This is a genomic window from Desulfoluna butyratoxydans, from assembly GCF_900699765.1.
Lineage (GTDB): Bacteria > Desulfobacterota > Desulfobacteria > Desulfobacterales > Desulfolunaceae > Desulfoluna > Desulfoluna butyratoxydans.
This window is the reverse complement of record NZ_CAADHO010000005.1, coordinates 466708-492188: the sequence shown is the minus strand read 5'-3', so window position 1 is coordinate 492188 and position 25481 is coordinate 466708. Positions and strand designations below refer to the sequence as shown.

The 25481-nt window shown below is 57.2% G+C and carries 22 protein-coding genes; 18 read left to right on the top strand and 4 right to left on the bottom strand.

Going from position 1 to position 25481, the window contains the following annotated elements; translation table 11 throughout:
- The first annotated feature begins 825 nt into the window (after positions 1 to 825).
- Positions 826 to 1266, top strand: a complete 441-nt coding sequence (locus MSL71_RS16110) for a hypothetical protein (RefSeq protein ID WP_180142221.1) — start codon at positions 826 to 828, stop codon at positions 1264 to 1266.
- Positions 1267 to 1476: 210 nt separating this feature from the next.
- On the opposite strand, the gene MSL71_RS16105 is transcribed toward MSL71_RS16110, so the two are convergent.
- Positions 1477 to 1668: a hypothetical protein gene (locus tag MSL71_RS16105; protein WP_180142219.1), complete on the bottom strand. Its 192-nt coding sequence runs from the start codon at positions 1666 to 1668 to the stop codon at positions 1477 to 1479.
- Between the two features lie 329 nt (positions 1669 to 1997).
- Here MSL71_RS16105 and gdhA point away from each other — a divergent pair, with 329 nt between their 5' ends.
- From gdhA to MSL71_RS16050, 11 genes are all read left to right on the top strand, one after another.
- Positions 1998 to 3326 carry an NADP-specific glutamate dehydrogenase gene (gene gdhA, locus MSL71_RS16100; protein WP_180142217.1) on the top strand — a complete coding sequence of 443 codons (1329 nt, stop codon included), beginning with the start codon at positions 1998 to 2000 and terminating at the stop codon, positions 3324 to 3326.
- Between the two features lie 172 nt (positions 3327 to 3498).
- The gene (locus tag MSL71_RS16095; protein ID WP_180142215.1) at positions 3499 to 4866 is read left to right on the top strand and encodes an aminotransferase family protein; all 1368 of its coding nucleotides are present in this window, start codon (positions 3499 to 3501) and stop codon (positions 4864 to 4866) included.
- 128 nt (positions 4867 to 4994) lie between these two features.
- Entirely contained in the window at positions 4995 to 6524 is a 1530-nt protein-coding gene (gene mmsA / locus MSL71_RS16090) for a CoA-acylating methylmalonate-semialdehyde dehydrogenase (RefSeq protein ID WP_180142213.1), read from the top strand.
- Positions 6525 to 6690: 166 nt separating this feature from the next.
- Positions 6691 to 7176, top strand: coding sequence for a universal stress protein (locus MSL71_RS16085; RefSeq protein WP_180142211.1), 486 nt, complete (start codon positions 6691 to 6693; stop codon positions 7174 to 7176).
- A gap of 70 nt (positions 7177 to 7246) precedes the next feature.
- Positions 7247 to 8002, top strand: a complete 756-nt coding sequence (locus MSL71_RS16080) for an ABC transporter ATP-binding protein (protein WP_180142209.1) — start codon at positions 7247 to 7249, stop codon at positions 8000 to 8002.
- Positions 8003 to 8314: 312 nt separating this feature from the next.
- A complete protein-coding gene (locus MSL71_RS16075) occupies positions 8315 to 9427 on the top strand; it encodes an ABC transporter substrate-binding protein (RefSeq protein WP_180142207.1) in 1113 nt (370 codons plus the stop codon).
- A 118-nt stretch (positions 9428 to 9545) separates the two neighbouring features.
- Positions 9546 to 10340, top strand: coding sequence for an ABC transporter permease (locus MSL71_RS16070; protein ID WP_180142205.1), 795 nt, complete (start codon positions 9546 to 9548; stop codon positions 10338 to 10340).
- A 5-nt stretch (positions 10341 to 10345) separates the two neighbouring features.
- Positions 10346 to 11185 carry an ABC transporter permease gene (locus MSL71_RS16065; RefSeq protein WP_218951053.1) on the top strand — a complete coding sequence of 280 codons (840 nt, stop codon included), beginning with the start codon at positions 10346 to 10348 and terminating at the stop codon, positions 11183 to 11185.
- A gap of 25 nt (positions 11186 to 11210) precedes the next feature.
- Positions 11211 to 11987, top strand: a complete 777-nt coding sequence (locus MSL71_RS16060; RefSeq protein WP_180142203.1) for an ABC transporter ATP-binding protein — start codon at positions 11211 to 11213, stop codon at positions 11985 to 11987.
- 341 nt (positions 11988 to 12328) lie between these two features.
- Entirely contained in the window at positions 12329 to 13045 is a 717-nt protein-coding gene (locus tag MSL71_RS16055; RefSeq protein ID WP_180142201.1) for a GntR family transcriptional regulator, read from the top strand.
- A 215-nt stretch (positions 13046 to 13260) separates the two neighbouring features.
- A complete protein-coding gene (locus tag MSL71_RS16050) occupies positions 13261 to 14046 on the top strand; it encodes a sulfite exporter TauE/SafE family protein (RefSeq protein WP_180142199.1) in 786 nt (261 codons plus the stop codon).
- Positions 14047 to 14478: 432 nt separating this feature from the next.
- Here the strand turns inward: MSL71_RS16050 and MSL71_RS16045 are convergent, their stop codons facing one another.
- Both MSL71_RS16045 and panC read right to left on the bottom strand, forming a co-directional pair.
- Entirely contained in the window at positions 14479 to 14913 is a 435-nt protein-coding gene (locus MSL71_RS16045) for a polyribonucleotide nucleotidyltransferase (protein WP_180142197.1), read from the bottom strand.
- 9 nt (positions 14914 to 14922) lie between these two features.
- On the bottom strand, positions 14923 to 15771 hold the full coding sequence (gene panC / locus MSL71_RS16040) for a pantoate--beta-alanine ligase (protein ID WP_180142195.1): 849 nt from the start codon (positions 15769 to 15771) through the stop codon (positions 14923 to 14925).
- A gap of 397 nt (positions 15772 to 16168) precedes the next feature.
- Between panC and MSL71_RS16035 the strand changes: the two genes are divergently transcribed.
- The 6 genes from MSL71_RS16035 to MSL71_RS16010 all read left to right on the top strand — a co-directional run bounded on the left by MSL71_RS16035 (position 16169) and on the right by MSL71_RS16010 (position 23779).
- Complete coding sequence (locus MSL71_RS16035; RefSeq protein WP_180142193.1) at positions 16169 to 19114, top strand: PEP/pyruvate-binding domain-containing protein; 2946 nt, start codon at positions 16169 to 16171, stop codon at positions 19112 to 19114.
- Positions 19115 to 19629: 515 nt separating this feature from the next.
- On the top strand, positions 19630 to 20322 hold the full coding sequence (locus MSL71_RS16030) for a GntR family transcriptional regulator (protein ID WP_180142191.1): 693 nt from the start codon (positions 19630 to 19632) through the stop codon (positions 20320 to 20322).
- Positions 20315 to 21064: an RluA family pseudouridine synthase gene (locus MSL71_RS16025; protein ID WP_180142189.1), complete on the top strand. Its 750-nt coding sequence runs from the start codon at positions 20315 to 20317 to the stop codon at positions 21062 to 21064. The genes MSL71_RS16030 and MSL71_RS16025 overlap by 8 nt, the downstream gene beginning before the upstream one ends.
- 346 nt (positions 21065 to 21410) lie before the next feature.
- Positions 21411 to 22331: a dihydroorotate dehydrogenase gene (locus MSL71_RS16020; RefSeq protein ID WP_180142187.1), complete on the top strand. Its 921-nt coding sequence runs from the start codon at positions 21411 to 21413 to the stop codon at positions 22329 to 22331.
- Positions 22332 to 22651: 320 nt separating this feature from the next.
- A complete protein-coding gene (locus MSL71_RS16015; RefSeq protein WP_180142141.1) occupies positions 22652 to 23113 on the top strand; it encodes a DUF2147 domain-containing protein in 462 nt (153 codons plus the stop codon).
- 93 nt (positions 23114 to 23206) lie between these two features.
- Positions 23207 to 23779 carry a chalcone isomerase family protein gene (locus MSL71_RS16010; protein WP_180142140.1) on the top strand — a complete coding sequence of 191 codons (573 nt, stop codon included), beginning with the start codon at positions 23207 to 23209 and terminating at the stop codon, positions 23777 to 23779.
- A 205-nt stretch (positions 23780 to 23984) separates the two neighbouring features.
- Here the strand turns inward: MSL71_RS16010 and ilvC are convergent, their stop codons facing one another.
- The gene (gene ilvC / locus MSL71_RS16005; RefSeq protein WP_180142138.1) at positions 23985 to 25451 is read right to left on the bottom strand and encodes a ketol-acid reductoisomerase; all 1467 of its coding nucleotides are present in this window, start codon (positions 25449 to 25451) and stop codon (positions 23985 to 23987) included.
- Positions 25452 to 25481: the final 30 nt, after the last annotated feature.

The window sequence follows — 25481 nt, the reverse complement described above, 5'->3', positions numbered from 1 at the left end:
CAGCCTTGACAGCAAGGCTCCCTGCCGTTTGAGGTGGCTGGGAGTTTAAGCCAGAAAAAGGATGCTTTTTCCACCTTAACTTTGCCGTTTCGTGGTCAAAGATTGGGGGTAAGCTCAGTCCGCCACACGGTGCGGGAGCCGCACCCTACAGCCCACAACGCCTATCGGTGTCTCGTAAGCTTCCCTGTGCTCATCGAACGACGCCTCATCACCCCGAAATGTATCGATTTTATGTCGTCATTTCGTGTTGTTTTTGGTGCCACCGGTTTAACGATTCGTGTTTGTCAGCAAGGTCAGACACCCCGAAAGCCGATGCTTCGAGCAGCGCTAAGCGGCTTGGAAGTCATACCTCACGGTTCGCGAAGCGGGTGGGGGGCGATAGCCTGCAGGGCGCATCATGTATGGCTTGAATAGCCGGTAATGGTAATCTTGGTGGAATGATGGACCCGAGGGTCGCGTGATGCCATGCGGTTCAGGTCCTGCAACCATCGCTTCGGAAACCGTGCAGTCACCGGTACACGATACGGCTTAGCGTGCAAGAGATGTCTGTAAGAATTACTGAGTCGATCTGTTTGTGTCTTACATCGATTGTTACGAAGAAGAGTGGAGAAGCATCATAATAGGCTTTCTTCGGCGGATATAGAAGTAAGGTGAGGAATCATCACTTTACTTTTTGGTCCCGGAATTGTATAGCCTATGGATACTTATTGGGCCTGTTTCTCCATGGGGAAAACTGGTTGCCCGAGGGTTCAATCCGGACAATCGAGCCTGAGTGGCTCATGAACAGTGTTATATAAATCATGCATGAAAACAGAGGAGACGACAATGAAGAAGCTTCTGGTTCTGTTCTGCTCCGCCGGTGTTCTGTTGATGGCGGGATGCGGGAGCGAAAAGGTGACCCCCGAAGATGTCGGGAAGAAGTACATGGAAAAACGGTTTGCCGGTGCCGAAGCCAATTTGACCGAGCTCAATTATGATGTCGTGGATACCGGCGATGACACGGCTACGGTATCCATTGAAGGCAGCATCTCCTACAAAGAGCAGATTTTCCTCGAGAAAAAAGGTGGCAAGTGGGTTGTTGCTGCGGAAGCTCCGGAGGCCACCGAAGCTGTTGCTGAAGCTGCAGAAGCAGACGAGGCTGTTCATGCAGAGGCGGATGCCGTCCAGGAGCCTGCGGCTGACGTTGAGGCCGATGCCGAGCCTGTCGAAGAAGCCCATGACGCCCATGGCGACAGCCATGCTCCCGAAGAAGTCGCTCATCACTGATTTTTGTGGGGTGTACGGGCAGCTGGATGCGTTATGTGCCCCGGCCCGGTAGATCCCTTGGCTTCGTTTTAAAAAACCGCCTCTTTCGAATTTTTCAGGAAGAGGCGGTTTTTTTTGTCTGAATGTTTCGGTTCTTCCGGATAGGGGCGTGCAAGAGCACCAGGAATCTTGACGCTGTACCTCCGGCGTGGTATGTAATATCATGCTTTTTTAGGTGGTTATCTCCTGGATTTTGTTATTTCCTTTCTTCATGATCTTTCTCTCAGCTTCTTTTCTTTCATGGCTCCTTTCACGTGACGCTTCTTCCTGTTTTCCCTTCTGAGACCTCGGTGAATGTTCCATTTGTCGATCGGGCATCTTTATATAAAGGTGCTCATGGGCTCCACGGTACGCTGTTTCCATGATGCCCCTTTGAGGGGTTGTGGCGGTGCATTTAGCCATGGAATCGTGCTGCTAACGCCGGGGGCCGGAGGTGAGGGTACGGGGGCGTTGCGCAAGGTGTCATCAGTCCGTTTGATCAACATATTCAATGGGTCACAGGCCACTGGTTTGTGTGTTCAGGGCAGGGTGAACGCAGCCTTTGCCAATCGTGTGGCTTTGACTGATTTTAAAATGCAACGGAACGCTGTTTTAGTTCTTGACGCTCTCTTTTGGTATCTGATATATCAGATACAGAAGATCACGCATCATCGGTGATGCGCTGGTATGTATATTAAATTGGGATAAGCGACATGTCAGAGATTTTAGAAATCGTAAAAAACAGAGACCCTCATCAGCCGGAATTCCACCAGGCCGTTACCGAAGTGGTGGAGTCCGTAATGCCCGTTCTTGAGCAGAACCCTCAGTACCGACAGCACAATGTCCTGGAGAGACTTGTGGAGCCGGAGCGTGTCATTATGTTTCGAGTCCCCTGGCTCGACGATGAAGGCAAGATTCAGGTGAACCGAGCCTTTCGCGTTCAGATGAACAGTGCCATCGGCCCCTACAAGGGCGGATGTCGTTTTCACCCCTCGGTGAACCTCAGTATTCTCAAATTCCTCGCCTTTGAGCAGGTCTTTAAGAACGCTCTGACAACCCTTCCCATGGGAGGCGGCAAAGCAGGCTCCGACTTCGACCCCAAAGGCAAGTCCGACAACGAAGTCATGCGCTTTTGCCAGAGCTTTATGGCGGAACTCTTCCGTCACATCGGTCCCAACACCGACGTACCTGCCGGCGATGTGGGGGTAGGGGCCCGTGAGATCGGCTACCTGTTCGGTATGTACAAAAAACTCACCAACGAGTTCACCGGGGTTCTCACCGGCAAGGGCCTCAACTGGGGCGGCAGCCTGGTTCGCCCCGAAGCCACAGGGTACGGCGCCGTCTACTTCCTGGACGAGATGCTCAAGACCCGCGGTGAGAGCATTGAAGGCAAGACCGTAGCCATTTCCGGTTACGGCAACGCCGGCACCTATGTCATTGAAAAAATCAATGAACTCGGCGGCAAGGTGGTCACCATCGGCGACGAGTACGGTTACGTTCATGACCCCGACGGCATCAAGGGTGAGAAGCTGAAGTACATGGCCGACCTTTGGACCATTTACCGTCGTCCCGCCAAGGATTATGCCGACAAGTACGGCTGTGAGTGGGTTCCCGGCAAAAGGCCCTGGGAAGTCCCCTGCGACGTGGCCATGCCCACTGCCCTTGAAAACGAACTCCAGCTTGATGACGCCAAGACCCTCGTTGCCAACGGCTGCAAGGCCGTGGTTGAGGTGGCCAACATGCCCTGTACCCTTGAGGCTGCACACCACTTCAAGGAGAACGGGATCCTCTTTGCCCCCGCTAAGGCAGCCAACGCAGGCGGTGTGGCCACCTCCGGCCTGGAGATGAGCCAGAACAGCATGCGCCTTGCCTGGGGCCGCGAGGAAGTGGACGCACGCCTTAAAGGAATCATGCAGAACATCCACAACACCTGCCTGTCCGCAGCCGAGCAGTACGGCATGCCCGGGAACTACGTGGCCGGTGCCAACATTGCTGGTTTCATCAAGGTTGTGGACGCCATGATCGATCAGGGCGTGGTTTAATTCCGGTATTTTAAGACGGTTACCAAAGAAATACCCGGAACAAGACAATACAGACGGGGGGCCGATGCTTCGCAGAACGCGTCTTATGCAGCCGAAGTGAGTCGGGAGGGTCGGCGCCCCCACCTGTCTTTAACATACATGAGTTTCCATTTTTTCTGGAAGGAGTGGACCATTGATAGATTTAAAAAGCATCCCCACAACCAAGGAAGACCTCGATTCCTACGAGGTGAAAAACAACTTTCATTCCTGGTCTTACCAGCCCGAGAAGTCCCCCCTGCGCGTTGTGTCCGCCAAGGGTGTTCGTTTTACCACCGAAGACGGTCGTGAGCGCCTGGACTTCAGCTCCTGCTTTGTCAGCCACAACATCGGCCACCAGGACCAGCGCGTTATCGACGCCATGTGCAAGCAGGCCAACGAGCTGACCTCCTTTGCTCCCAGCATGTCCACCAAGCCCCGCGCAGTCCTGGCCAAGATGCTGGCGGAAGTGACCCCCGGAGACCTCTCCAAGTCCTTCATCTCCCTGGGCGGCACCGAGGCCAACGAAGCGGCCATTAAGATTGCCCACCAGTTCACCGGACGCCGCAAGATCATCGGTCGTTTCCGCAGCTACCACGGCGGCACCGCCACCTCCATGAGCCTTTCCCTGGGCGACTCCCGCGGCTGGCAGCAGGTTCTGGGCGGTGCGGATCTCGTTCGCGTGCCCCAGCCCTACTGCTACCGCTGCATGTTCGGCCAGAGCTACCCCGGCTGTAAGATGGAGTGCGTCAAGTACGTGGACGAAGTGATTGAACTCGAAGGCGGCGGCGACAAAGTGGCTGCCATCATCTTCGAGCCCATCACCGGCGCCAACGGCATCATCGTGCCTCCCGACGAGTACATGAAGGAACTCCGAGCTGTCTGCGACAAGTGGGGCGTTCTCATGATCGCCGACGAGGTCATGACCGGCTTCGGTCGTACCGGTGAGTGGTTCGCCATGAACCACTGGGACGTGGTGCCCGACATCATGACCATGGCCAAGGGCCTCTCCTGCGGTTACCTGCCCATCGGTGCCACCATTGTGCGTGAGCACATCGGCGAAGCCTTCAAGAACACCTTCTTCGGCCACGGCTGCACCTACGCAGGCCATGCCATGAGCTGCGCGGCCGCCGGTGCGGTGCTTCCCATCTACCAGGAAGACAATCTTATCGAGAACTCCCGCGTCATGGGCGCCTACCTCCTGGACAAGGCCATGGAGCTCAAGGAGAAACACCCCAGCGTGGGCGATGTTCGCGGCAAGGGTCTGTTCGTGGGCATTGAGCTGGTCAAGAACAAGGAGACCAAAGAGCCCATCATGGCCGTTGCGGACCGCGTTAAAAAGGGCCTCAACCCCAAGACCGCCGTTGCCGCCAAGCTCGGCGAGCTGGGCATGATGGCCATGGCCGCCAACCCCAGCAACGTTATCGCCATGGCTCCCGCGCTTATCGTGACCAAGGATGAGATCGACGAAGGCATCGCCAAGATGGACGAAGCCCTCAATGTTGCCGACACCTATACTGAATAACAGCCTCTCTCCGGCTCCTGTCGGGAGCCGGAGGGACCTGTGGTTATAACTGAAGACCATTTCGCCGGGGCTGGGTTTATGAAGACCCCGGCGTCTTGAAACACGCTTTTCAAAAGGAGAGCAGTTACATGGAATTTACGAGAGTCAAGAACTTCATCAACGGTGAGTGGGTTGAAGACCCCAAAGCAACTTATATTCCCCTGCACAACCCCTCTACAGGTGAAGTGATCGGTGAAGTTCCCATGAGCAGCACCGAGGCCTCCATTGAAGCAGTCAAGGCTGCGGATGCCGCTTTCCCCGCATGGAAGAACCTGTCCATCGGCAAGCGCGTAGGTTACCTTTTTGCTCTTCGTCAGGCCATGCTTGACCACCAGGAAGAGCTGGCCGTTGCCATTGCCACCGACCAGGCCAAGCACATCAGTGAAGCCCGCGGTGAGGTGATGCGCGTTGTCCAGATCTTTGAAGCTGCCTGTAGCATCCCCACCCTGATGCAGGGCGAGACCCTGGACAAGATCGCCAACGGCATCAACGGTCGCGTGACCAAAGAGCCCATGGGCGTGTTCGGCGGTGTGGCTCCCTTTAACTTCCCCGCACTCGTCTTTGGCTGGTTCATCCCCTACGCCATCGGTACCGGGAACACCTTTGTCTACAAGCCCTCCAACGAGTCACCGCTCTTCATGCAGATCATCGGCGACATCTTCAACGAAGTGGGGCTCCCCAAAGGCGTGGTCAACATCATCCACGGCGACCCCAACGTGGTTGAGGCCTGGTACGACCGTCCCGAAATTGCCGGTGTCTGCCTCGTGGGCTCTTCCCCCACGGCCAAGGCCATCGCCCAGGGCTGCGGCAAAAACGGTAAGCGCTCCATGCTTCTCGGCGGCGCCAAGAACTTCCTTGTGGTCATGGAAGACGCCAACATGGATGTGTTCATCGAGAACTTCATCCATTCCGCCTACGGCTCCGCAGGGCAGCGCTGCCTGGCTGGCTCCATCATCGCCGTTGTTCCGGAAGTCTACGACGAGTGCATCGAGCGCATGGTCGAAGCCTCCAAGAAGGTCACCGTGGGTGATGCCATGGACCCCGATATCTACATGGGACCCGTCATCACCAAGGCAGCCAAGGAGCGCATCGAAAAGTACATCGAGATCGGCATCGAAGGCGGCTCCAACCTCGTTCTTGACGGTCGCAACCCCGAGCTGCCCGAGAAGAACAAGGACGGCTACTTTGTCGGTCCCACGATCTTTACCGATGTCACCCCCTGTCGCACCATCGCCCAGGAAGAGATCTTCGGCCCCGTGGTTTCCGTCATGAAGATCAACGACCTGAACGACGTGCTGGGACTCATCAAGGAGCAGCCCTTCGGCAACGGCGCCTGCATCTTTACCCAGAACCAGTACTACACCGAAAAATTCATCTCCGATGCCAACGTCGGCATGGTGGGTGTGAACGTGGGTGTCTGTGCCCCCCACCCCTACCTGCCCTTCGGCGGTATCAAAGACTCCCTTGTCGGCACCGACAAGGTCCAGGGTAAAGACGGTATCGACTTCTTTACCCAGAACAAAGTGGCCACCGTTCGCGTGACTCCCCCCGAGGGCGTTGCCGAGTGCGGCACTCGCGTAGACGGCGACAAGTCTGTTCGCAGCTGCGTAGCCCAGTAGGAGAAAAGCTGATCCTGAAAAGGGAAGAGGGGGCCCGTCAAAGGGCTCCCTTGACCCTTTCGGGACCGTCCAGCCAAGGGGAGAAGTGCCGCTCCCCGGATCCCCGAAAGGGGTTCTTAACTCCGGCTTAACTTGTGAAGTTACAAACCATACCGACAGGTGCACTATGGCGTACAAAAAAATTGTCGTGGCCGTTGATGTCAACGACGCAAGCTCTGCCCTCATGGAGCAGTCCGTTGAGCTTGCCGTGAAAGAGGGGGCGGAACTCGCCGTGTTCCATTGCCTACGCCAGTCTACGGTTGCGGAACTGGAAGACCGCATAGGAACCTTCACGGAGATGGATCAGGCGTCATCTCATCGGAAACGCATTGAACGAAAAGACGCCCAGGTGATGCACGCCGAGGCGTGGCTTCAGGGCCTGTGCATTCTTGCCAAAGGGAAGGGAGTCAAAACGAGAACCCATGTGGCTGTGGGAAACCCCGGGGAGGACATCGTCGAGTATGCCGGCGACTGGGGGGCGGACCTGATCGTGCTGGGGCGGACAAACCGCGGCACCCTGGCCGACCTTCTCCTGGGAAGTGCCAGTAACCATGTGGTTCATCATGCGCAATGCTCCGTACTGCTCGTTCATACGAGTCCGACGGGCGGGTAAACCCGACAGCGCCTGGTGACCTTCACGCCCAAAATAGATAACATCCAGAAACTATGAGGGGAATTTAAAGGTGGGGAACAATCCAGCTGTAAGAAATAAAATTGAAGTGAAGAACCTGACCAAGCGATTTGGCGACCTGCTGGTTCTTGACAAGATCAACTTTACCGTGGCTGAGGGGGAATTCCTCAGCATTGTCGGTCCGACCGGGTGCGGGAAAACCACGTTCCTGAATCTTCTGTCTACACTCATGCCTTCCTCTGACGGCAATATCTTCATCGATGGAGAGGTTGCCGATCCCACCAAGCACAACCTTGCCTTTGTTTTTCAAGAGCCCACATGCCTTCCGTGGCGAACCGTGCGTGAAAACGTGGCCTTCGGCATGGAGGTAAAGAACGTCTCCGAGGCGGAAAAAGAGGAACGCCTCGATCGTATCATGGATATGGTTGGCTTGACCGACTGCGCCAGCCTCTATCCCAACCAGGTATCGGCCTCCATGATCCAGCGGATTGCCGTTGCCCGTGCCTTTTCCGTCGACCCTGACCTGCTCCTGATGGATGAACCCTACGGCCAGCTCGACGTTAAGCTCCGCTACTACCTGGAAGACGAGCTTGTTTCGCTCCAGAACAAACTGAAAAGCACCGTTATTTTCGTCACCCACAACATTGAGGAGGCCGTCTACGTTGCCGACCGCATCCTGGTCCTGAGCAACAAGCCCACAAATGTTCGCGCCGAGGTGGTGGTGGACCTGCCCAGGCCCCGCAACCCCATGGACCCCAAATTTGTTGAGATCCGTGAGCACGTCACCGAACTCATCCGCTGGTGGTAACCGCCGCCTTTGGGGAAAAGATGCACGAAACCTTTTTTTAACCGGATGGTTGAAAGGGGCAAAAGCCGTTCAGACTGCAATCCCGGCTTTTAGCTTCCGCGCCACCCGGCAGCACCACGGTCCGCAGGCGAGGTTTACGCCGATGGGACCGCTTAAAGAACCCGACCTTGAGGCGATCGGGCGAGAAAAGACCCGATGGATGTCGGGCACTTTAGCACCTGTTGGTGAACCCTCCCCTTTTGAGGTGTGCAGGAGGAGGGACGAGGTGTCACTCCGTGAAACATTAACTGTAGTTATGCGAAGGAGAGTGTAATGAGAAAGCTTAAATTAATCGGCATCGTGTGCCTGGTTCTTTTGTTTGCCGTGACTGGCGTCGGAACGGCATTCGCCAAGAAGAAGCTTTTTAAATTAAAGACCTGCTGGCTTCCCGAACATGAAGCATTCATGGCCTGGTACATGGTGGAGAAGGGCTGGGACAGGGAAGAAGGTCTGGACATGGAACTTCAGTACTACGACTCAGGGATGGCACAGCTGGAAGCCCTTCCCTCAAAATCATGGCACCTGGGCGGTAACGGGGCCACTCCCCACGTTCTGGCAGGCCTGCGCTACGGCACCTACTGCGCCATGGTGGGCAACGACGAATCCTTTACCAACTCCGTGCTCGTGCGCGCCAACAGCCCCATTTTAAAGACCAAGGGATGGAACCCCAAGAACCCTGAGGTCTACGGCAGCCCCGAAACCATCAAGGGCATCACGATCCTCACCACCACGGTCTCTTCTCCCCACTACACCATGAGCTCCTGGCTCAAGGTTTTCGGCCTTAAGGACAAGGACGTCATCGTCAAGCACATGGACCAGGCCCAGGCCATGGCTGCCTTTGAAGCGGGCGTGGGCGACGCCGTCTGCCTCTGGGCTCCCAACATGTACATCGGCATGGACCGCGGTTGGAAGGTTGTGGGCAACATCCATACCTCCGGCACCAGCCTGCCCATCACCATGATGGTGGCCCGTGAGTTCGGCGACGAGCACCCCGAGATCGTGGCCAAGTTCCTCCGTCAGTACTTCCGCGTGGTCAATCTCATGAAAGAGCACGGCCAGGGCAACTTCGACACCCCCACCAGCAAGCAGCTCCTCGCCGATTACCGCCGGTTCTTTGAAGAGTGGGTGGGCACCCCTCTGACCAAAGAGATGGCCATGATGGACATCAAGATGCATCCCGTGTTCACCCTGGAAGAGCAGCTCGAACTCTTTGCCAAGAAGGACGGCCAGATGAGCACCGTGGAGATCTGGATGCGCGACATCACCGATTTCTTTACCGCCCAGGGCAAGTTCACCCAGGCCGAGCGCGACAAGGTCGTCAACAGCGACTACATCACCGACAAGTTCCTGAAGCTGGTGAAGACTCCGATCCCTGCGTACAACTAAGGATTGCTTCCTCCTGACATAAGGGATTTCCCCCTTTCCCTTTCCGGTGTTTTCGGAAAAGGGGAAGGGGGATCGGATGCAAAAAAGTACACGATTACGACTCGGAGGTTCATGATCCATGAGTTATGAAGAGGTGAAGGTTACCAAAGAACCCATCATGGTGATCCTTCCAATCATCAGCATCATCTTCTTTTTCGGGGCCTGGCAGTCCCTGCTCACCTTCGGGGTGGTGCCCAGCTCCCTTTTGGCGTCTCCCCTGGAGGTCCTCAAGCTGTTTATTGCCAAGTGGACCCAGTTGAACCCGGACGGCGCGCTTCTCACCACCCACATGTGGACCAGCATCCAGGAGGCATTTACAGGGTATGTTCTGGCGCTGCTGGTGGGGATTCCCCTCGGTCTTGCCATGGGGTGGTTCCCGGTTGTGGAAGGCCTCGCCCGACCCATTTTTGAATTGATCCGACCCATTCCCCCCATTGCCTGGATCCCCCTGACCATTTTCTGGTTCGGCATCGGCATCCCCGGCAAGGTCTTTATTATCTGGATCGCCGGTATTGTCCCCTGCGTTATTAACTCCTACGTCGGGGTGAAGATGACCAACCCCGTGCTGATTCAGATGGCGCGGACCTACGGTGCCTCCAGCTGGCAGATTTTTACCAAGATCTGTATTCCGTCTGCGCTTCCCATGGTTTTCGGCGCGCTCCAGATTGCCCTGGCTTACTGCTGGACCAACCTGGTGGGGGCCGAGCTCCTGGCTGCCGACAACGGACTGGGCTTCATGATCACCATGGGCCGCCGTCTGGCCATGCCGGACATGGTGCTCCTCGGGATGGCCATGGTAGGGTTGACGGGCGCTGTCATCGGCGTGGTCATCGATGCCGTTGAAAAGCGACTTCTTGCAGGGATAAGGAGGTAGGACACGTGACATCAATTGCCAACGAAACCCAATCGACGGCCAAGGAGCGGAGCCCCATCACGGTGAAGACCGTTTTGATGAACAAGTGGTTCCTCTACGCCGTCTCCCTGACCTGTTTTTTCGGGCTGTGGGACTATGTGGCCTACAAAAAGATCCTGGGCAGCTCCCTGGCCCGTCCCCTGGAGGTGGTGGAGTACATGGGGTACATGATCACCCACCGCCTGGCCGGCAACTCTTTGTGGGGCCATGTCTGGGCCAGTACCCGGCGCATCCTCATCGGCTTTTCCATTGCGTCCCTTGTGGCCGTGCCCCTGGGGCTGATGATGGCCCTGAACAAGTACGTCAACGCCATCGTCAAGCCGATCTTCGACCTCATGAAACCCATGCCCCCCATTGCCTGGATCTCCATCTCCATTCTCTGGTTCGGTATCGGGGAGCCCTCCAAGGTCTTTATCATCATCATCGGGACCTTTGTGCCCTGCCTGTTGAACTCCTACAACGGGGTGCGCCTGGTGGAGCCCGAACTTTACGATGTGGTCCGGGTCCTGGGCGGCAACCGGCGGGATGAGATCCTTCAGGTCTGCTTTCCCGCGGCCTTTCCTTCCATCTTTGCAGGGCTCCAGATTTCCCTTAGTATCGCCTGGACCTGCGTGCTGGCAGCTGAGCTCGTCAGTGCCCGCTCCGGCCTGGGGTACGTCATCATCAAGGGCATGAACCTGGGTCGTCCTGCCATGGTCTTGGGGGGCATGGTGGCCATCGCCCTTGCGGCACTTCTGACATCGCAGCTGGTGGGATTGCTGGAAAAAGTGCTCTGCCCCTGGAAGCGTGAAATCGAGGGACTCTAACCTATTGGAGGATGGAAACAAGACAATGGCTGAAAACGGAAACACAAACGCAAAAATTTCCTGTCGGAACATCAGCAAGACGTTCATCCAGAAGGGGAGCCAGAAGGTCCATGTTCTTGAAGACATTAGCCTTGATGTGGAAGAGAACGAGTTTGTGGTGATCTTAGGGCCCGGTCAGTGCGGGAAGAGTACTCTCTTGAGGATTATGGCGGGCCTTGAAACCCCCACCACCGGCAGCGTGGTCATCAACGGCAAGGAGGTGGACGGTCCGGGACAGGACCGGGGCCTCGTGTTCCAGAGCTACATGCTCTTTGCCTGGCGAACCGTCATGGGCAACGTGGAGATGGGCCCGAAGCTCCGCGGGGTCGGTAAGGAGGAGCGCCGAAAGGTGGCCCAGCACTATATCGACATGGTGGGCCTCCAGGGCTTTGAGAGCAAATTTCCCCACCAGCTCTCCGGCGGTATGAAGCAGCGCGTGGGCATTGCAAGGGCCTACGCCAACCAGCCCGAGGTGATGCTCCTGGACGAACCCTTCGGCCAGCTTGACGCCCAGACCCGTATCTACATGGAGCAGGAGACCGTCCGCATCTGGGAGCAGGAGAAACGAACCGTCATCTTTGTCACCAACAACATCGATGAGGCCCTGTATTTAGGGGATCGCATCATCTGCATGGAGGGCAAGCTGCCCGGTCGCATCCGCGAGGTGTACGAGGTCAACCTGCCGCGACCCAGGAAATTTACCGACCATGAATTTTTGAAGCTTCGCCATGAAATTACCGAGGCCTCGGAGTTGACCTTGTAACCCAAACGCGTTTACCGCACATCGGCGGGCCCTTCATCTTTCATGGGAAAGGTGGAGGCCTGCCGGGCGGGACCCGGGAAGGGGTTACGGTGTTTTTTTTTTAGTGGGAGGGCCTTTGGCCGCGGCACAGAGTGTGTGTCTGACGGGCAAGGGGCCGGGTTTTAACGGATTCATCTGTTTTGTGCGTGGTGTTCAATGAAGAATACTCTGTGCTGGATATTTCATAAAATATATAATATAAAATATCAGATAATTTGCAATACAAGGCACAGGGGGCTCCAAGGGCCATGAGGCCGGATCGACCCCTGTTTGCCTGAAATAAAAGACCATAAGGAAGGACCATGCAGTCGTCAGCAAGACAGGGGGAAAGCGGGGTGATTAACGTTCAACCCCTGCGCGAACAAATTTACGATTACCTTCGCAATGATATCAACAAAGGCAACCTGCAGCCCGGACAGTTGGTGAACACCAACGAGATCAGCCGGAGCATGGGCATCAGCAAGACCCCCCTGCGCGAGGCGCTGATTCAACTGGAGTGCGACGGTTTTGTCACCATCCTCCCCCGGCGTGGGGTGATGGTCAACCGGCTGACCCTTTCGGACGTGCGCGAGTCCTGGGAGATCTGCAGGGCCTTTGAGTCCGAGATGATCAACCGCCTGTTTCACCGCATCGACGCCTCCTGCATCGCGTCCATGGAGGCCATCAACAACGAGATGAAAGAGGCCATGGCCGAAAAGGACACGGATCGCTTCTACCAGCTCAACATCGACTTTCATGATGCGTTTCTCTCGTTGTCGGACAACCGCCAGATGCTTCGCATCCTGAAGCGCATCAAGCAGAGGCTCTACGATTTTCTGTCCCGCTCCTGCATTCCGGAGTGGGAGACCGTCAACTGCGACGAGCACGAGCACCTCATCGAGCTGCTGCGCTCCGGGGACCGGGAGTCCGCCACGGCGTTTCTGCGGGATATCCACTGGTCTTTTGAGAAGCAGGAAGACCATATCCGGCGCTTTTACAAGCAGGCCACCAAGGAAGAGGTGGCCCTGGCCGGGGAGTGAGGGTCAGGAAACACAGGCTATATCATCCCGGGGGTCAGGCCCGGGGTGCGATCAATATGAAAAAAGACGGGTGAACGCAGCAAGGCTGCTTTACCCGTCTTCGTGGTTTTAAACACAGGTGGGAGCCTGCTGTGGTACCGAGCCGGAAGGGGGCAGGGGGCAGCATGTTTTCGGTTCTCCGGCCCCGACCGTTATGTACGAAGGATGTTTGACGCATGATGACCTTTCTCTTGACCGGTATCGTGGTGTTCCTTACCCACACCCTGGAAGTGATTACCGGCTTTGGGTGTACTGTTCTCGCTTTTCCCTTTGTGACCTGGATCCTGGGGATCTATGAGGCCAAGATTCTGTTGGCCGTGTTGACCTGGATCCTGGGCGCCTACCTCGTCTCAACGAAGTTTCGCCACATCAACTGGCGCCAGTTCGGCATCATCGTGGCCCTGGTTGGCCTGGGCATGCCCGCGGGTATTTACCTCTTCAACCATTTTCCCAGCGACACCCTGAAGCTGCTTTTGGGGATCTTCATTGTCTGCACCTCCATCATGCAGCTGAAAAAAGAGTACGGCGGCATCCAGCTTCGCGTCACCATCCCCGAGTGGGTCTACTACGTGCTCCTGGTGTTGGGCGGTGTTCTTCACGGTGCCTTTGCCACGGGCGGTCCCTTTGTGGTCCTCTATGCCACGCGCAAGCTCCGGGACAAAGGAGAGTTCCGGGCCACCCTGAGCCTCCTGTGGGTTTCGGTCAACACCTTTCTCATTGCCACCGACGCCACCTTTGATCCCATCCTCTCCAACATGGGCGCCGTGATCACCCAGGGCGCCGCCATGGGCCAGAGCCTCCTCAACCTGGTCTGGTCCCTGCCGTTTCTGCTGGTGGGCATTCTCATCGGTGAGGTGGTCCATCATCGGGTGGATGCGGCCCTTTTCCGAAAGATCGTCTTCTGGGTGCTCCTGGCCACGGGTGTGTTCATCATCCTCGCCAACGTGCTTCATATCGCATAACGATTCAGCCCGAAAAAAGCCTCCGGCGGCCCTGCCGGGGGCCAAACTTTTAAAAAGTTTGACAAACAGGTCTTAAGTAAGCCTTCCAGGCTACGCCGAAACAATTTCGACATTTTCTGCCTTAGAAGAGTTTTTTGCGGAGCTTTTTTTTAAAAAAGCGACCCGCCGGAGGCATAGCTGAATAGTTACACAGATTTTAAAAATTCTTCTTAAATGAATTTCACTTGATTTGGCCCGAGAAACGAGGGACGAAGCGCAAGGGCAATCAGTTTTCGAGGTGGCTCACCTCGCCGCCGGATGTCTTTTTTTATTTACTTTAAATACGCAAAAACCGGTCCCGGCATGTCATGCCGAGACCGGTTTTTTTGTTTGGTAACCATGGGCCCCCATTGACGGGAGGCCGGGGTATGGGTGCTTACAATGACGTGAGCATCACTTGAGAACCGTGACATCCATGGCCGCCAGAGCCATGCGGGTGTCCGGGGATGCCTCGTAGAGTCGGATCATCTCAGCGGTGATGGGACGGCCCAGCTCCATGGAGAGCTTGTCGGCCAGGAGCTCCCTGTCGAGGTCCGGGACCTTCACCGGGGACATGCCCGCCTGCTTGAGATGCTTGTCTATGATGGATTTATCCCCCTGGGGCACGTAAATGGTCCCGGTGGAGATATCCACGGCAAAGGCAATCACCCCCGGGATGATGCCGAACAGGAGCCCTGCGGCATCCAGGAGAAACACGGCGGTATCGAGCCTGCCGCCGGATTGTCCCTTGCGCTCGGGGTAGAGGAGGTACCCGCAGGCCGTGAGGTTCAGGACGGCCGTCAACAGGGCGATGGCCGTCATTTTTCGTATCAGGTTTCTGGTTTTCATGGTGACTCCTTATTGCGGCACCAGCACCGTGTTGTCGATGAGCCGGGTTTTGCCCAGCATCACGGCAAGGGCCATGAGGGTGGGAGAGGTGACGGTCTCCACCTCGTCCAGGGTTTCGGGGTCGCACAGGGAGATGTAGTCGATGGTCATGTCCGGGCAGCCGGACAGGTGGGTCTCGGTCATGGCCTTGATGGCGGCGGCCTGGGTCTCTCCGGCTGTGATCATCTCCCGGGCCTTTGACAGAGACTGGCTGAGGCGAAGGGCTTCGGTGCGCTCGTCATCGCTTAAGTAGGCGTTGCGGGAGCTCATGGCCAGGCCGTCTGCTTCCCGGATGAGGGTTCCGCCGATGATCTCGATGTCCATGTTCAGGTCTTTGACCATGCGGCGGATGATGGCAAGCTGCTGAAAGTCCTTTTCACCGAAGACGGCCACATGGGGCTTGACGATGTGAAAGAGCTTGGTGACCACCGTGGTGATCCCCTTGAAAAAGACGGGTCGGGAGAGGCCGCAGAGGTGGTTGGGCAGGGTCTCCAGCTGAACGTAGGTCTCGTAGCCCTCGGGGTAGATCTGATCGCTGGTGGGGGTGAACACCACGTCCACGCCCGCGTCCCGGGACTTGGCCAGGTCGCTCTCCATGGCCCGGGGGTAGGCGTCCAGATCCTCGTTGGGGCCGAACTGGGCCGGGTTTACAAAGATACTGGTGACCAGGATATCTGCGTGTTTCTTTGCCTCCCGCATGAGGGAGAGGTGCCCGTCGTGGAGAAAGCCCATGGTGGGTACAAAGGCGATACGTTTTCCCTGTTGCCTCAGGCTGTCGCTTAAGCTCTGCATCTCGTGAATTGAACCGATGACGTCCATGTGGGTGGCCTCACTATTGGGGTTTGTTTCTTTTTTAACGTATGACGGCACCTGTGTCCGGGGCGGTTGTTTCTCCTGTTGCCCAAGCATCGGATGCCTGTTTTATCAGCCATGGGCTTAATCCAGTCTCGTTGAAAAGTCAATCCGTTGGAGTCGCTTTCCGGCGGAAAGTCCGGGAAACAGGCCGGAACTGAGGGGCCAAGGACCCTTGGAGGCCCCAGATCCCCAGGCCCTGTGCGGGGTGTGGTGGCAAAGCTTCCCATGCCTGGCGCTTGCATTGGTATTTGGTGTCTGATATATCAAAAGGTGCCCCTTTGTAAATCATGGCAAGCGGTATATATCATCTGAGATTCGGTACGAAGGAGGGTGTGGATTGACACAAAACGGCAGGTTGTCCATGGAAGAATTTGATTCCCGGTTTAAGGTGTTCTATGAGTTGATGCCCTGTAAAATCAGGGAAATCCTGTTGGTGTCCAGCCTGTATGATGCGTGCATCATGGAAGAGGACGGGCGCCTTTCCGAAAAGATCGTCACCGAGTACCGGGGGCTCAACCTGAGCCGTCCCCCGCGCCTGACCTGGGTGTCTACGGCCGAAGAGGCCCTGGACATGCTGGAGAAGCGTTCCTTTGATATGGTGGTCACCATGTTGCGCCTCGTGGACATGGATGCCTTCACCCTGGGGGAGGAGATCAAGCGCAAGTGCCCGAACATCCCCGTTGTGTTGCTCACCCACAGCCCCCTGCCCAGCCAGTTTGACCCGGTTCGGTCCAAGTCCCGGGGCGTGGACCGCATGTACGTGTGGACCGGAAACGCCGACATCCTCCTGGCCCTGATCAAAAGCGAGGAAGACCGCCTCAATGTGGCCCACGACACCGACAAGGCCGGTGTCCGTATCATTTTGATGGTGGAGGACTCTCCCCTGTACACGTCGGCCATCCTGCCCATCCTTTACAAAGAGGTGGTGACCCAGGTCCAGGACGTCATGGAGGAGGTCCTGAACCATGAGCACCGGCTGCTGACCATGCGGGCCCGGCCCAAGATTCTCGTGACCCAGAGCTATGAAGAGGCCATGGAGATCTACGAAGAGTACAAGGAGTACATCCTCGGGGTGATTTCCGATGCCAGTTTCCCCCGGGACGGTGCCGTGTGCGACGATTCCGGGTACCTGGTGCTCTCCCACATCCAGGGGGAACAGGCCGATATCCCCCTGATGATGGCCAGCACCGAGTCGTCCAACCGCAGCGTTGCCGATGAGCTCGGTATCTATTTCGTGGACAAGAACTCTCCCTCCCTGTCCGGTGACTTCCACCACTATTTTGTAAACCAGCTGGGCTTCGGGGATTTTGTGTTTCGGGACAGCGACGGGGGGGAGCTCTGCCGGGCCCCCAACTTCCGTGCCCTTGAGAAAAAACTGGTCGATATCCCGGACGAGTATTTTTACAACCACTGGAAGAAAAATGATTTTTCCCGCTGGTTTTTCGCCCGTTCCGAGACCCTCCTGGCAAACAGGCTGCGTCCGGCCACGGATGAAGATTTCATGGGCAACATTGCCGACATGAAGGCCTTTATCCTCAAGAATATCCAGGAACGGCGCCGCAACCGCCAGAAGGGGGTGGTGGTTCAGTTTGATGCCGATGAATTTGACCCGGAGACCGAGTTTCTGAAAATCGGGAGCGGGTCCCTGGGGGGAAAAGCCCGGGGCCTCGTTTTTGCCTCCACCCTGCTTCGCCATCACCCGGAACTCCACGACAGCTTCGGGGGCGTTGAAATTTCCCTGCCCCAGACCCTGGTCATCTCCACCGAGGGCTTTGACGCCTTTGTGCGGGAGAACGACCTGAAGTGGGTGGCCAAGGCCGATTTGCCCGATGAAGAGGTGATCGAGCTGTTCCAGGACGCCACTTTCCCCGGCTGGATCGACGAGGAACTCCGTGCATTTTTAAAGGAGATCAACCACCCCCTTGCCGTCCGTTCCTCGGCCCTGTTTGAAGATGCGCAGTTCATGGCCTATGCGGGCCTGTACCATACCTGCATGATCTCCAACGACGATGCAGAGCTGGAGGTGAGGCTGAATCAGCTCATCTCCGCGGTGAAGCTTGTCTACGCCTCCACCTATTTCCAGGGGCCCAAGAGTTTCGCCCGTCGGGTGGGGCATCGCACCGAAGAGGAGAAGATGGCGGTGATCATCCAGGAGGTCTCCGGCCGCAGGTGGGGCGACTACTACTACCCGGCCGTCTCGGGGGTGGCCCAGTCCTACAACTACTATCCCTTCGGCAAGATGGAGGCGGATGAAGGCATCGCCGCCATCGCCATGGGGCTTGGGCGTACCGTGGTGGAAGGGGAGCAGGCCCTGCGGTTTTCCCCGCGACGCCCCCATATCCTTCCCCAGTTTTCCCGGGTGGAAGAGATCCTGAAGAACGCCCAGCAGAGCCTGTATGCCCTGAAGGTGGGGGCAAAGGCGCGGCGCTCCGTCATGACCCTCAACTCGGAGATTGAAAAGCTCAACATCCGTGACCTGGACGACGCCGGGCCGGCCTCTTTCCTTTCCGGGACCTATGTCCGGGAGGAAAACACCATCCGGTACGGCCACCAGTGTCGAGGCCCCAAGGTGTTGACCTTTGACAGGATCCTTAAATACAACATGTTCCCGCTGCCTGAGCTCCTGTCAAAGGTCCTTGAGGTCGGTTCCCAGGGCATGGGCTGTTCCGTGGAGATCGAGTTTGCCGTGGAGCTTCCCCTCAAGCCCGGTGAGCAGGGGCGCTTTGTTCTGCTTCAGATCCGTCCCATGACTGATCGGGACGAGCTGGCAGACGTGGTGATCACCGATGAAGAGAAGGCCGCCGGGGTCAGTGTTTCCTCCCACGCCCTGGGAAATGTCAAGGGGCAGCCCGTCACTCATATCCTCTATGTGAAGCCCGATACCTTTGATTTGAAGAACACCCGGGAGATCGCCCGTGAGATCGGCCGCATGAACGCGGAGATGGCCAGGCGAGGGGAGAAGTACCTGCTGCTGGGGCCGGGGCGCTGGGGATCGGCAGACCGCTGGCTGGGGATCCCCGTGACCTGGGAGGAGATCTCCGAGGTATGCGGCATCATCGAGAGCAGCCACGCGGACCTTAAGGCCGACCCGTCCCAGGGGTCCCACTTTTTCCATAACATCACGGCCCTGGGCATCAACTACGTCTCCATCCTGGCGGAGCGGGGCGACTTTTTCGACATGGAATGGCTCCTTGAGCAGCCCGTGGCCGTGGACGGCGAGTTTACGGCCCTTGCCAGCTTCGAGGTCCCGTGCGTGATGAAGGTGGACGGGCGCCATGCTGTAAGCGTTCTGTTACCGCCAGCCTGAGGCACCGTGCAGGGGGGGCCTGCCGGGACCGTATCGCCCTGGGGTAAACACGTTTTCCCTTGGTGAAGGCCCTTGAACAGACGTTGACGGGCGAGTCATTTGTGTGTACATTCCGTTTTTTTGAATGATGGGGGCTCCTGTTTTTTTAAGGGATTGGTGAAAAGGGGGCCCCTTGCCTCCCCGTGGGAGGAGGCAGGTTGAAGAGCCGGTGTTGCCATGGGGCGCTGCCGGCTGGTGTGATTATATTTGAAAGGATACTTTGGAAAGGGTTTTCCGGCGCGCAGGTTTTGGCGCGAGCGGAAACATGGCCCGGGTGCTGTTGAATTGACCAGACTGATTTTTTTGACATCCATCCGGAGTTACCGACGGAAGAGTTGAACAGGATGCCCGCAGGGCATCCTCCTTGGGGACATTCCATGGAGCGGGAACACAACCCGTGACCCACGGCAATGATGGGGACCCCGAGGGGCGCGTTGCCGCACCGCCCTTCCGCATACTGATGAAGGAGATGTGTGATGGATAATCAGGGAAAACAAGGCATAAGCATCATTGCCAAACCTTTGCGGGAACAGATTTACGAGTATTTAAGGGATGAAATGTACCGGGGCAGCCTCCTGCCCGGCTCCCTTGTGAACGTCAATGAGATCAGCCAGCGCCTGGGCATCAGCAAGACCCCCCTCAGGGACGCGCTGATCCAGCTTGAGTGCGACGGGTTTGTTTCCATTCTTCCCAGGCGCGGGGTGATGATCAACAAACTCTCCCTGGAAGATGTCAAAAACGCCTGGGAGATCTGCAGGGCCCTGGAATCGGAGATCCTGATCCCCGTGTTCGACAAGCTCAAGGAACCGGCCCTGGCTGAAATGGAGCGGCTGACCAAGGAGATGAAGCGGGCCTCCGAGGTCAAAGACACCTACAGCTTTTACCAGAGCAACGTGGCCTTCCATAACGTCTTTCTCAACCTCTCCTCCAACGATCAGATGCGCCGTATCATCCAGCTCAACAAGCAGCGCCTCTATGATTTTCTCACCCGCAAGCACATTCCCCAATGGGAAGAGGAGCATTGCGAGGAGCACATGGCCTTCATCGACCTCATCCGTCGCGGTGACGCAGACGAAGCCGCCCAATACCTGAAGGTGACCCACTGGTCCCTGGAGGACCAGGAGACTTACATCCTCCAGTTCTACTTCAACGGGGAGACCCATGAGTAAGCACGCACCCGTGAGCCTGGAGACCCTGGGCATAGGCGTCCTTGACGGCGGCAGGGGCTGGGTGGCCCTGGACAAACCCTGCGGGGTTTCGGTCCATAACGATCCGGGCAGGGATCTGGTCTCAGCGGTGATCCATACCCTTGCCACGGAGCCCGCCAGGCTCCTGCAGGAAGAGGGCACCAGATCCGACTCGGTCCATGCCGTGCACCGCCTGGACGGGGACACCAGCGGGGTGGTGCTCTTTGCCTTTGGTAAAGAGGCTGCACGGCACCTGACGCGCCAGTTCGAAGAGAAACAGGTCACCAAGGAGTACCTGGCCCTGGTCCACGGCGACCTGACACCCGAAAAAGGAAGGTGGGCGCAGCCCCTGGCCAAGGAAGCCGGCGGGCGCACCAACCCGGCAGGCAGTGGAAAACGCATGGCATCCATCACCGCCTTTTCCGTTGTGTCCCGGTCCGTGCACTACACCCTGGTGCGCTGCAGCCCCCTCACCGGCCGCAAACACCAGATCCGTCGCCACGCGAAACTGTCCGGGCACCCCCTCACAGGAGACCGGAGGTATGGCTCCAAACGCGCCCTGGCTGTTCTGGAAGAGCGTTTCGGGTACCGCCGCCTGGGCCTCCACGCCCGGACCATCACCTTTTGCCCTCCGGGTTCAGACCAGACCATCACCGTGGCGTCGGCCGACTCCGTGCCCGAGGCCATGGAGACTCTTCTCCAGGGCGACATGGCCCAAGAATGATTTCACCTCAATGACGTTTAACCTGTCAGCAGCTTAATAAGCTGCTGTCATGGCTTTAACAGCTTGCATGTGACATTTTGTAGGGTGTGCTTGCGCACCATTTGTTCTGAATCGTTACGCCGATGTTTCAAACCTGTTTGTTAAACTTTTTTAAACGTTTAGCCCCCGGCAGGGCCGCCGGAGGTATGCTTTTCGCTTTCGCGAACCCCGGGGTGTTGCATGGGGACCGTCTGTGGTATAGTGCGCCATTCGGATCGGCATCCGTGGATACCGCCGGGCCTGGGGAGTTCCCTGAAGCATTTGCGGGCGGGCAGATAAGTCACCATCAATCTATACGAAAGAGATCATGAGCCAGACCATCAATACATCAGTGGATATCGGAGGCGTACGCCTCGCCAACCCGGTGATGACCGCATCGGGAACCTTTGGGTACGGCAAAGAGTTTGACGAGGTCCTCAACCTCAACCGGCTGGGCGGCGTCGTCATGAAGGGGCTTTCCCTGTATCCCGCCAAGGGCAACCCTCCCCCCCGCATCGCAGAGACCTCCTGCGGCATGCTCAACGCCATCGGCCTTGAGAACGTAGGGATCCAGCGGTTTATCAAGGAAAAACTTCCTGAGATGAAGGCCTTTGACACCAAGGTGTTCATCAACATCTACGGCAAGACCGTGGAAGAGTACGCGGCCATCGCGGACACCGCCGAGGGCGTGGAGGGCATCCACGGCATTGAGATCAACATCTCCTGCCCCAACGTGAGCGCAGGGGGCCTGGCCTTTGGCGTGGACCCGGTGGCGGCAGCCAACGTGGTCAGGGCGGTGAAGGCAAAAACCAGCCTGCCCGTCATGGTCAAGCTCAGCCCCAACGTCACGGATATCACCGAGATCGCCCGGAGCGTGGAAGGGGAGGGGGCTGACTCGGTTTCCCTGATCAACACCCTCACCGGCATGGGCATTGACATCCATACCCGTAAGCCCCTGCTGGCAAACGTGGTGGGGGGGCTCTCCGGGCCTGCGGTGAAGCCCGTTGCCATCCGCATGGTCTACCAGGTGGCCAAGGCCGTGAAGATTCCGGTCATCGGCATGGGCGGGATCATGACCGCTGACGACGCCGTGGAATTCCTCATTGCAGGGGCCTCCGCCGTTCAGGTGGGCACGGCCAACTTTGTGTACCCCGACGCCGCCGAGAAGGTGGTGGACGGTATCGAAGCCTTTCTCAAGGAGAAGGGGATCAGCGATGTCAACGACCTCATCGGAAGCGTAGAGGTCTGAAGTCCTTAAAGCCCTGACAGCCGGGCTTCGATGATCAGGACATACGAAAGAATTTTAAAAGCCGCGTTTTTACGCGGCTTTTTTTATTGGGGGACGACACCTTGGGATGCGGCTTCAGCCGTGGGGCTTTTCCCTTGCGTTTCGTTCCCCTCAGGTTCCGAAGGCGGTGCCCCGGGATCGGCAGGTGGTGAATATCCTTGCTTTTGAGCTCTATCTTTGTTTATTAAGACTGAACATAGTTAGGGTTTATGTCTGTTGTCTTTTCATTTGGTTTGTCGTTCGAATGTTAACCGATGTGAAACAATGGAAAGGGGGAGTTGATGAAGCGCACCATCCCGGTTCTTCTTGTTCTGGCTCTTTTGGTCTGCCTGCCCGGATCAGGCTCTTGCGAGGTGTCGGCAGACGTCATTCTGGGGCAGTGGTACACCAAGGATAACGAGGCTGTCGTCGAAATCTACAAGGAGGGCGACACCTATGCGGGGAAGATTGTCTGGCTGGCCGAGTCGGTGGCCACCGATGAGAACGGGGCCCCTGTGGTGGACGCCAACAACCCCGACCCGGAAAAGGCCAAACAGCCCGTTCTGGGCATGACCCTGGCCCACGGATTTTCCCATGTGGGGGGCAATGACTGGGAGAACGGTCATATCTACGACCCGGACAACGGAAAGACCTACAAGTGCCTCATGAAGCTTAAAAAAGGGGGCAAGCAGCTGAAAGTGCGCGGGTTCATCGGGGTGTCTCTGCTGGGACGCAACGAATACTGGACGCGCAAGGGGCTGTAGCTGTTTTATCCCCGGTGCAGACATGCGCGTGTACCGGCCCGGGCTCTCCGGGCCGACATCATACCGACCATCAAACGTCAATGAGGAGGAAATATGTGTAAGCGAATTGTGATGATACTTCTGGCCCTCTGCCTTGCCACAGGCACTGCTTTTGCCGTGGATGCAGAGGATGTCACGTTCCCGGAGAAGGTCACCTTTGACGGCGTAGACCTTGTCTTCAACGGCTCGGGCATCCGTGTCAAAAGCTTTGTAAAGCCCTATGTGGCGGCCCTTTTCCTCCAGGAGAAGAGCTCCGACGGTGAGGCCGTGGTCGCGGCCGATGCCCCCATGGCCATCCGGCTCCACATCACCAGCAAGCTCATCACCTCCAAGAAAATGTCCAAGTCCACCCGCAAGGGCTTTAAGACCTCCACCAACGGAAACACCGCCCCCATCCAGGCGGAGATCGACCAGATGATGGACGTGTTCAGCGAAAAGATCCACGTGGACGATGTCTACGACATGGTCTATGTCCCCGGCACCGGCACCTCCATTTACAAGCAGGGAGAGAAAAAGGCCACCATCAAAGGGTACGAGTTCAAAAAAGCCCTCTTCGGCATCTGGCTCGGCGCCAAGCCCACCACCGAAGCCCTCAAAGCCGGTATGCTGGGACAGTCCAACGGCTAGTAAAAAACAAAAGCATGCCTCCGGCGGCCAAGGGCTGAGCCCGTGAGCAGTGGGTGGCTACCCGAGGCTCGTCATCCAGCCTGTTGCGATGCTTAAAAATAAAAAAAGGTGGAACCGAACATTCGGTTCCACCTTTTTTATTTCAGCTTGCTCTCCACACCGCCGAAGGCGGTATGTAGAATGAAAATGCGACCGCGTTTTCTTTCTACAAGATAGCTTTCATGGCAGTCATGAAACTGCGGAGCTCTTTGCCGATGACTTCCACGGGGTGGTTGCGGATGGCATCGTTGACGCCGATGAGGGCCACGTTGTCCACGCCGTTGCCGTCTGCGGCAAGGCCTTTGCCGATGATGTCGGTCTCTACGCTCTTCATGAAGTCTGCCAGGAGGGGCACGCAGGCGTTGGCGAAGAGGTAGCAGCCGTATTCCGCGGTATCGGAGATGACCTTGTTCATCTCGTAGAGCTTCTTGCGGCTGATGAGGTTGGCGATGAGGGGGGTCTCGTGGAGAGACTCGTAGTAGGCGGACTCCTCTTTGATGCCAGCTGCCACCATGGTTTCAAAGGCCAGCTCGACCCCTGCCTTGACCATGGCCACCATGAGGATGCCGTTGTCGAAGAACTCCTGCTCGGAGATCTCCATGTCGCCGGCGGTGGACTTTTCAAAGGCAGTCTGGCCGGTCTCTTCACGCCATCCCAGGAGCTTGGCGTCGCCCTCGGCCCAGTCGGCCATCATGCCTTCGGAGAAAGCACCGCTCATGATGTCGTCCATGTGCTTGTTGAAGAGGGGACGCATGATGGTCTTGAGCTCTTCGGAGACTTCAAAGCATTTGACTTTGGAGGGGTTGTCCAGACGGTCCATCATGTTGGTGATGCCGCCGTGCTTGAGGGCTTCGGTGACGGTCTCCCAGCCGTACTGGATGAGCTTGCTGGCGTAGCCTGCGTCCATGCCCTTTTCGATCATCTTATCAAAGCAGAGGATGGAGCCGGTCTGGAGCATGCCGCAGAGAATGGTCTGCTCGCCCATGAGGTCGGATTTGACCTCGGCAATGAAGGAGGAGAGGAGGACGCCTGCGCGGTCACCGCCGGTACCGGCGGCGTAGGCTTTGGCAATCTCCAGGCCGTCGCCGTTGGGGTCGTTCTCTTTGTGGACGGCGATGAGGGTGGGGACGCCGAATCCGCGCTTGTACTCTTCACGTACCTCGGTTCCGGGGGATTTGGGAGCCACCATGACAACGGTTAAGTCCTCGCGGACCTGCATGCCCTCTTCAACGATGTTGAAGCCGTGGGAGTAAGCCAGGCAGGCGCCTTTTTTCATGAGGGGCATGACGGCCTTGACCACGTTGGTGTGCTGCTTGTCCGGGGTGAGGTTGAGCACGAGGTCGGCGGTGGGGAGCATCTCTTCGTAGGTGCCGACTGAAAAGCCGTTTTCAGTGGCGTTCAGGTAGGACTGGCGCTTCTCGTCGATGGCTGCCTGACGCAGGGTGTAGGAGACGTCAAGGCCGCTGTCACGGAGGTTCAGGCCCTGGTTGAGACCCTGGGCCCCGCAACCGACGACAACGATTTTTTTGCCTTTGAGCTTCTCCACGCCGTTGAACTCAGACGGGTCCATGAAGCTGCATTGGCCAAGCTGTTCCAGTTGAAGGCGTAAGGGAAGGGTGTTGAAGTAGTTCATCTTTGGATGCTCCATATCATGAAAATAAAG

Excerpts from the sequence above, each read along its gene's own strand:
- MSL71_RS16110 (WP_180142221.1), top strand. The coding sequence starts at position 826 with ATGAAGAAGCTTCTGGTTCTGTTCTGCTCCGCCGGTGTTCTGTTGATG.
- MSL71_RS16105 (WP_180142219.1), bottom strand. The coding sequence starts at position 1,668 with ATGGAAACAGCGTACCGTGGAGCCCATGAGCACCTTTATATAAAGATG.
- gdhA (WP_180142217.1), top strand. The coding sequence starts at position 1,998 with ATGTCAGAGATTTTAGAAATCGTAAAAAACAGAGACCCTCATCAGCCG.
- mmsA (WP_180142213.1), top strand. The coding sequence starts at position 4,995 with ATGGAATTTACGAGAGTCAAGAACTTCATCAACGGTGAGTGGGTTGAA.
- MSL71_RS16085 (WP_180142211.1), top strand. The coding sequence starts at position 6,691 with ATGGCGTACAAAAAAATTGTCGTGGCCGTTGATGTCAACGACGCAAGC.
- MSL71_RS16075 (WP_180142207.1), top strand. The coding sequence starts at position 8,315 with ATGAGAAAGCTTAAATTAATCGGCATCGTGTGCCTGGTTCTTTTGTTT.
- MSL71_RS16070 (WP_180142205.1), top strand. The coding sequence starts at position 9,546 with ATGAGTTATGAAGAGGTGAAGGTTACCAAAGAACCCATCATGGTGATC.
- MSL71_RS16060 (WP_180142203.1), top strand. The coding sequence starts at position 11,211 with ATGGCTGAAAACGGAAACACAAACGCAAAAATTTCCTGTCGGAACATC.
- MSL71_RS16055 (WP_180142201.1), top strand. The coding sequence starts at position 12,329 with ATGCAGTCGTCAGCAAGACAGGGGGAAAGCGGGGTGATTAACGTTCAA.
- MSL71_RS16050 (WP_180142199.1), top strand. The coding sequence starts at position 13,261 with ATGATGACCTTTCTCTTGACCGGTATCGTGGTGTTCCTTACCCACACC.
- MSL71_RS16045 (WP_180142197.1), bottom strand. The coding sequence starts at position 14,913 with ATGAAAACCAGAAACCTGATACGAAAAATGACGGCCATCGCCCTGTTG.
- panC (WP_180142195.1), bottom strand. The coding sequence starts at position 15,771 with ATGGACGTCATCGGTTCAATTCACGAGATGCAGAGCTTAAGCGACAGC.
- MSL71_RS16035 (WP_180142193.1), top strand. The coding sequence starts at position 16,169 with ATGGAAGAATTTGATTCCCGGTTTAAGGTGTTCTATGAGTTGATGCCC.
- MSL71_RS16030 (WP_180142191.1), top strand. The coding sequence starts at position 19,630 with ATGGATAATCAGGGAAAACAAGGCATAAGCATCATTGCCAAACCTTTG.
- MSL71_RS16025 (WP_180142189.1), top strand. The coding sequence starts at position 20,315 with ATGAGTAAGCACGCACCCGTGAGCCTGGAGACCCTGGGCATAGGCGTC.
- MSL71_RS16020 (WP_180142187.1), top strand. The coding sequence starts at position 21,411 with ATGAGCCAGACCATCAATACATCAGTGGATATCGGAGGCGTACGCCTC.
- MSL71_RS16015 (WP_180142141.1), top strand. The coding sequence starts at position 22,652 with ATGAAGCGCACCATCCCGGTTCTTCTTGTTCTGGCTCTTTTGGTCTGC.
- MSL71_RS16010 (WP_180142140.1), top strand. The coding sequence starts at position 23,207 with ATGTGTAAGCGAATTGTGATGATACTTCTGGCCCTCTGCCTTGCCACA.
- ilvC (WP_180142138.1), bottom strand. The coding sequence starts at position 25,451 with ATGAACTACTTCAACACCCTTCCCTTACGCCTTCAACTGGAACAGCTT.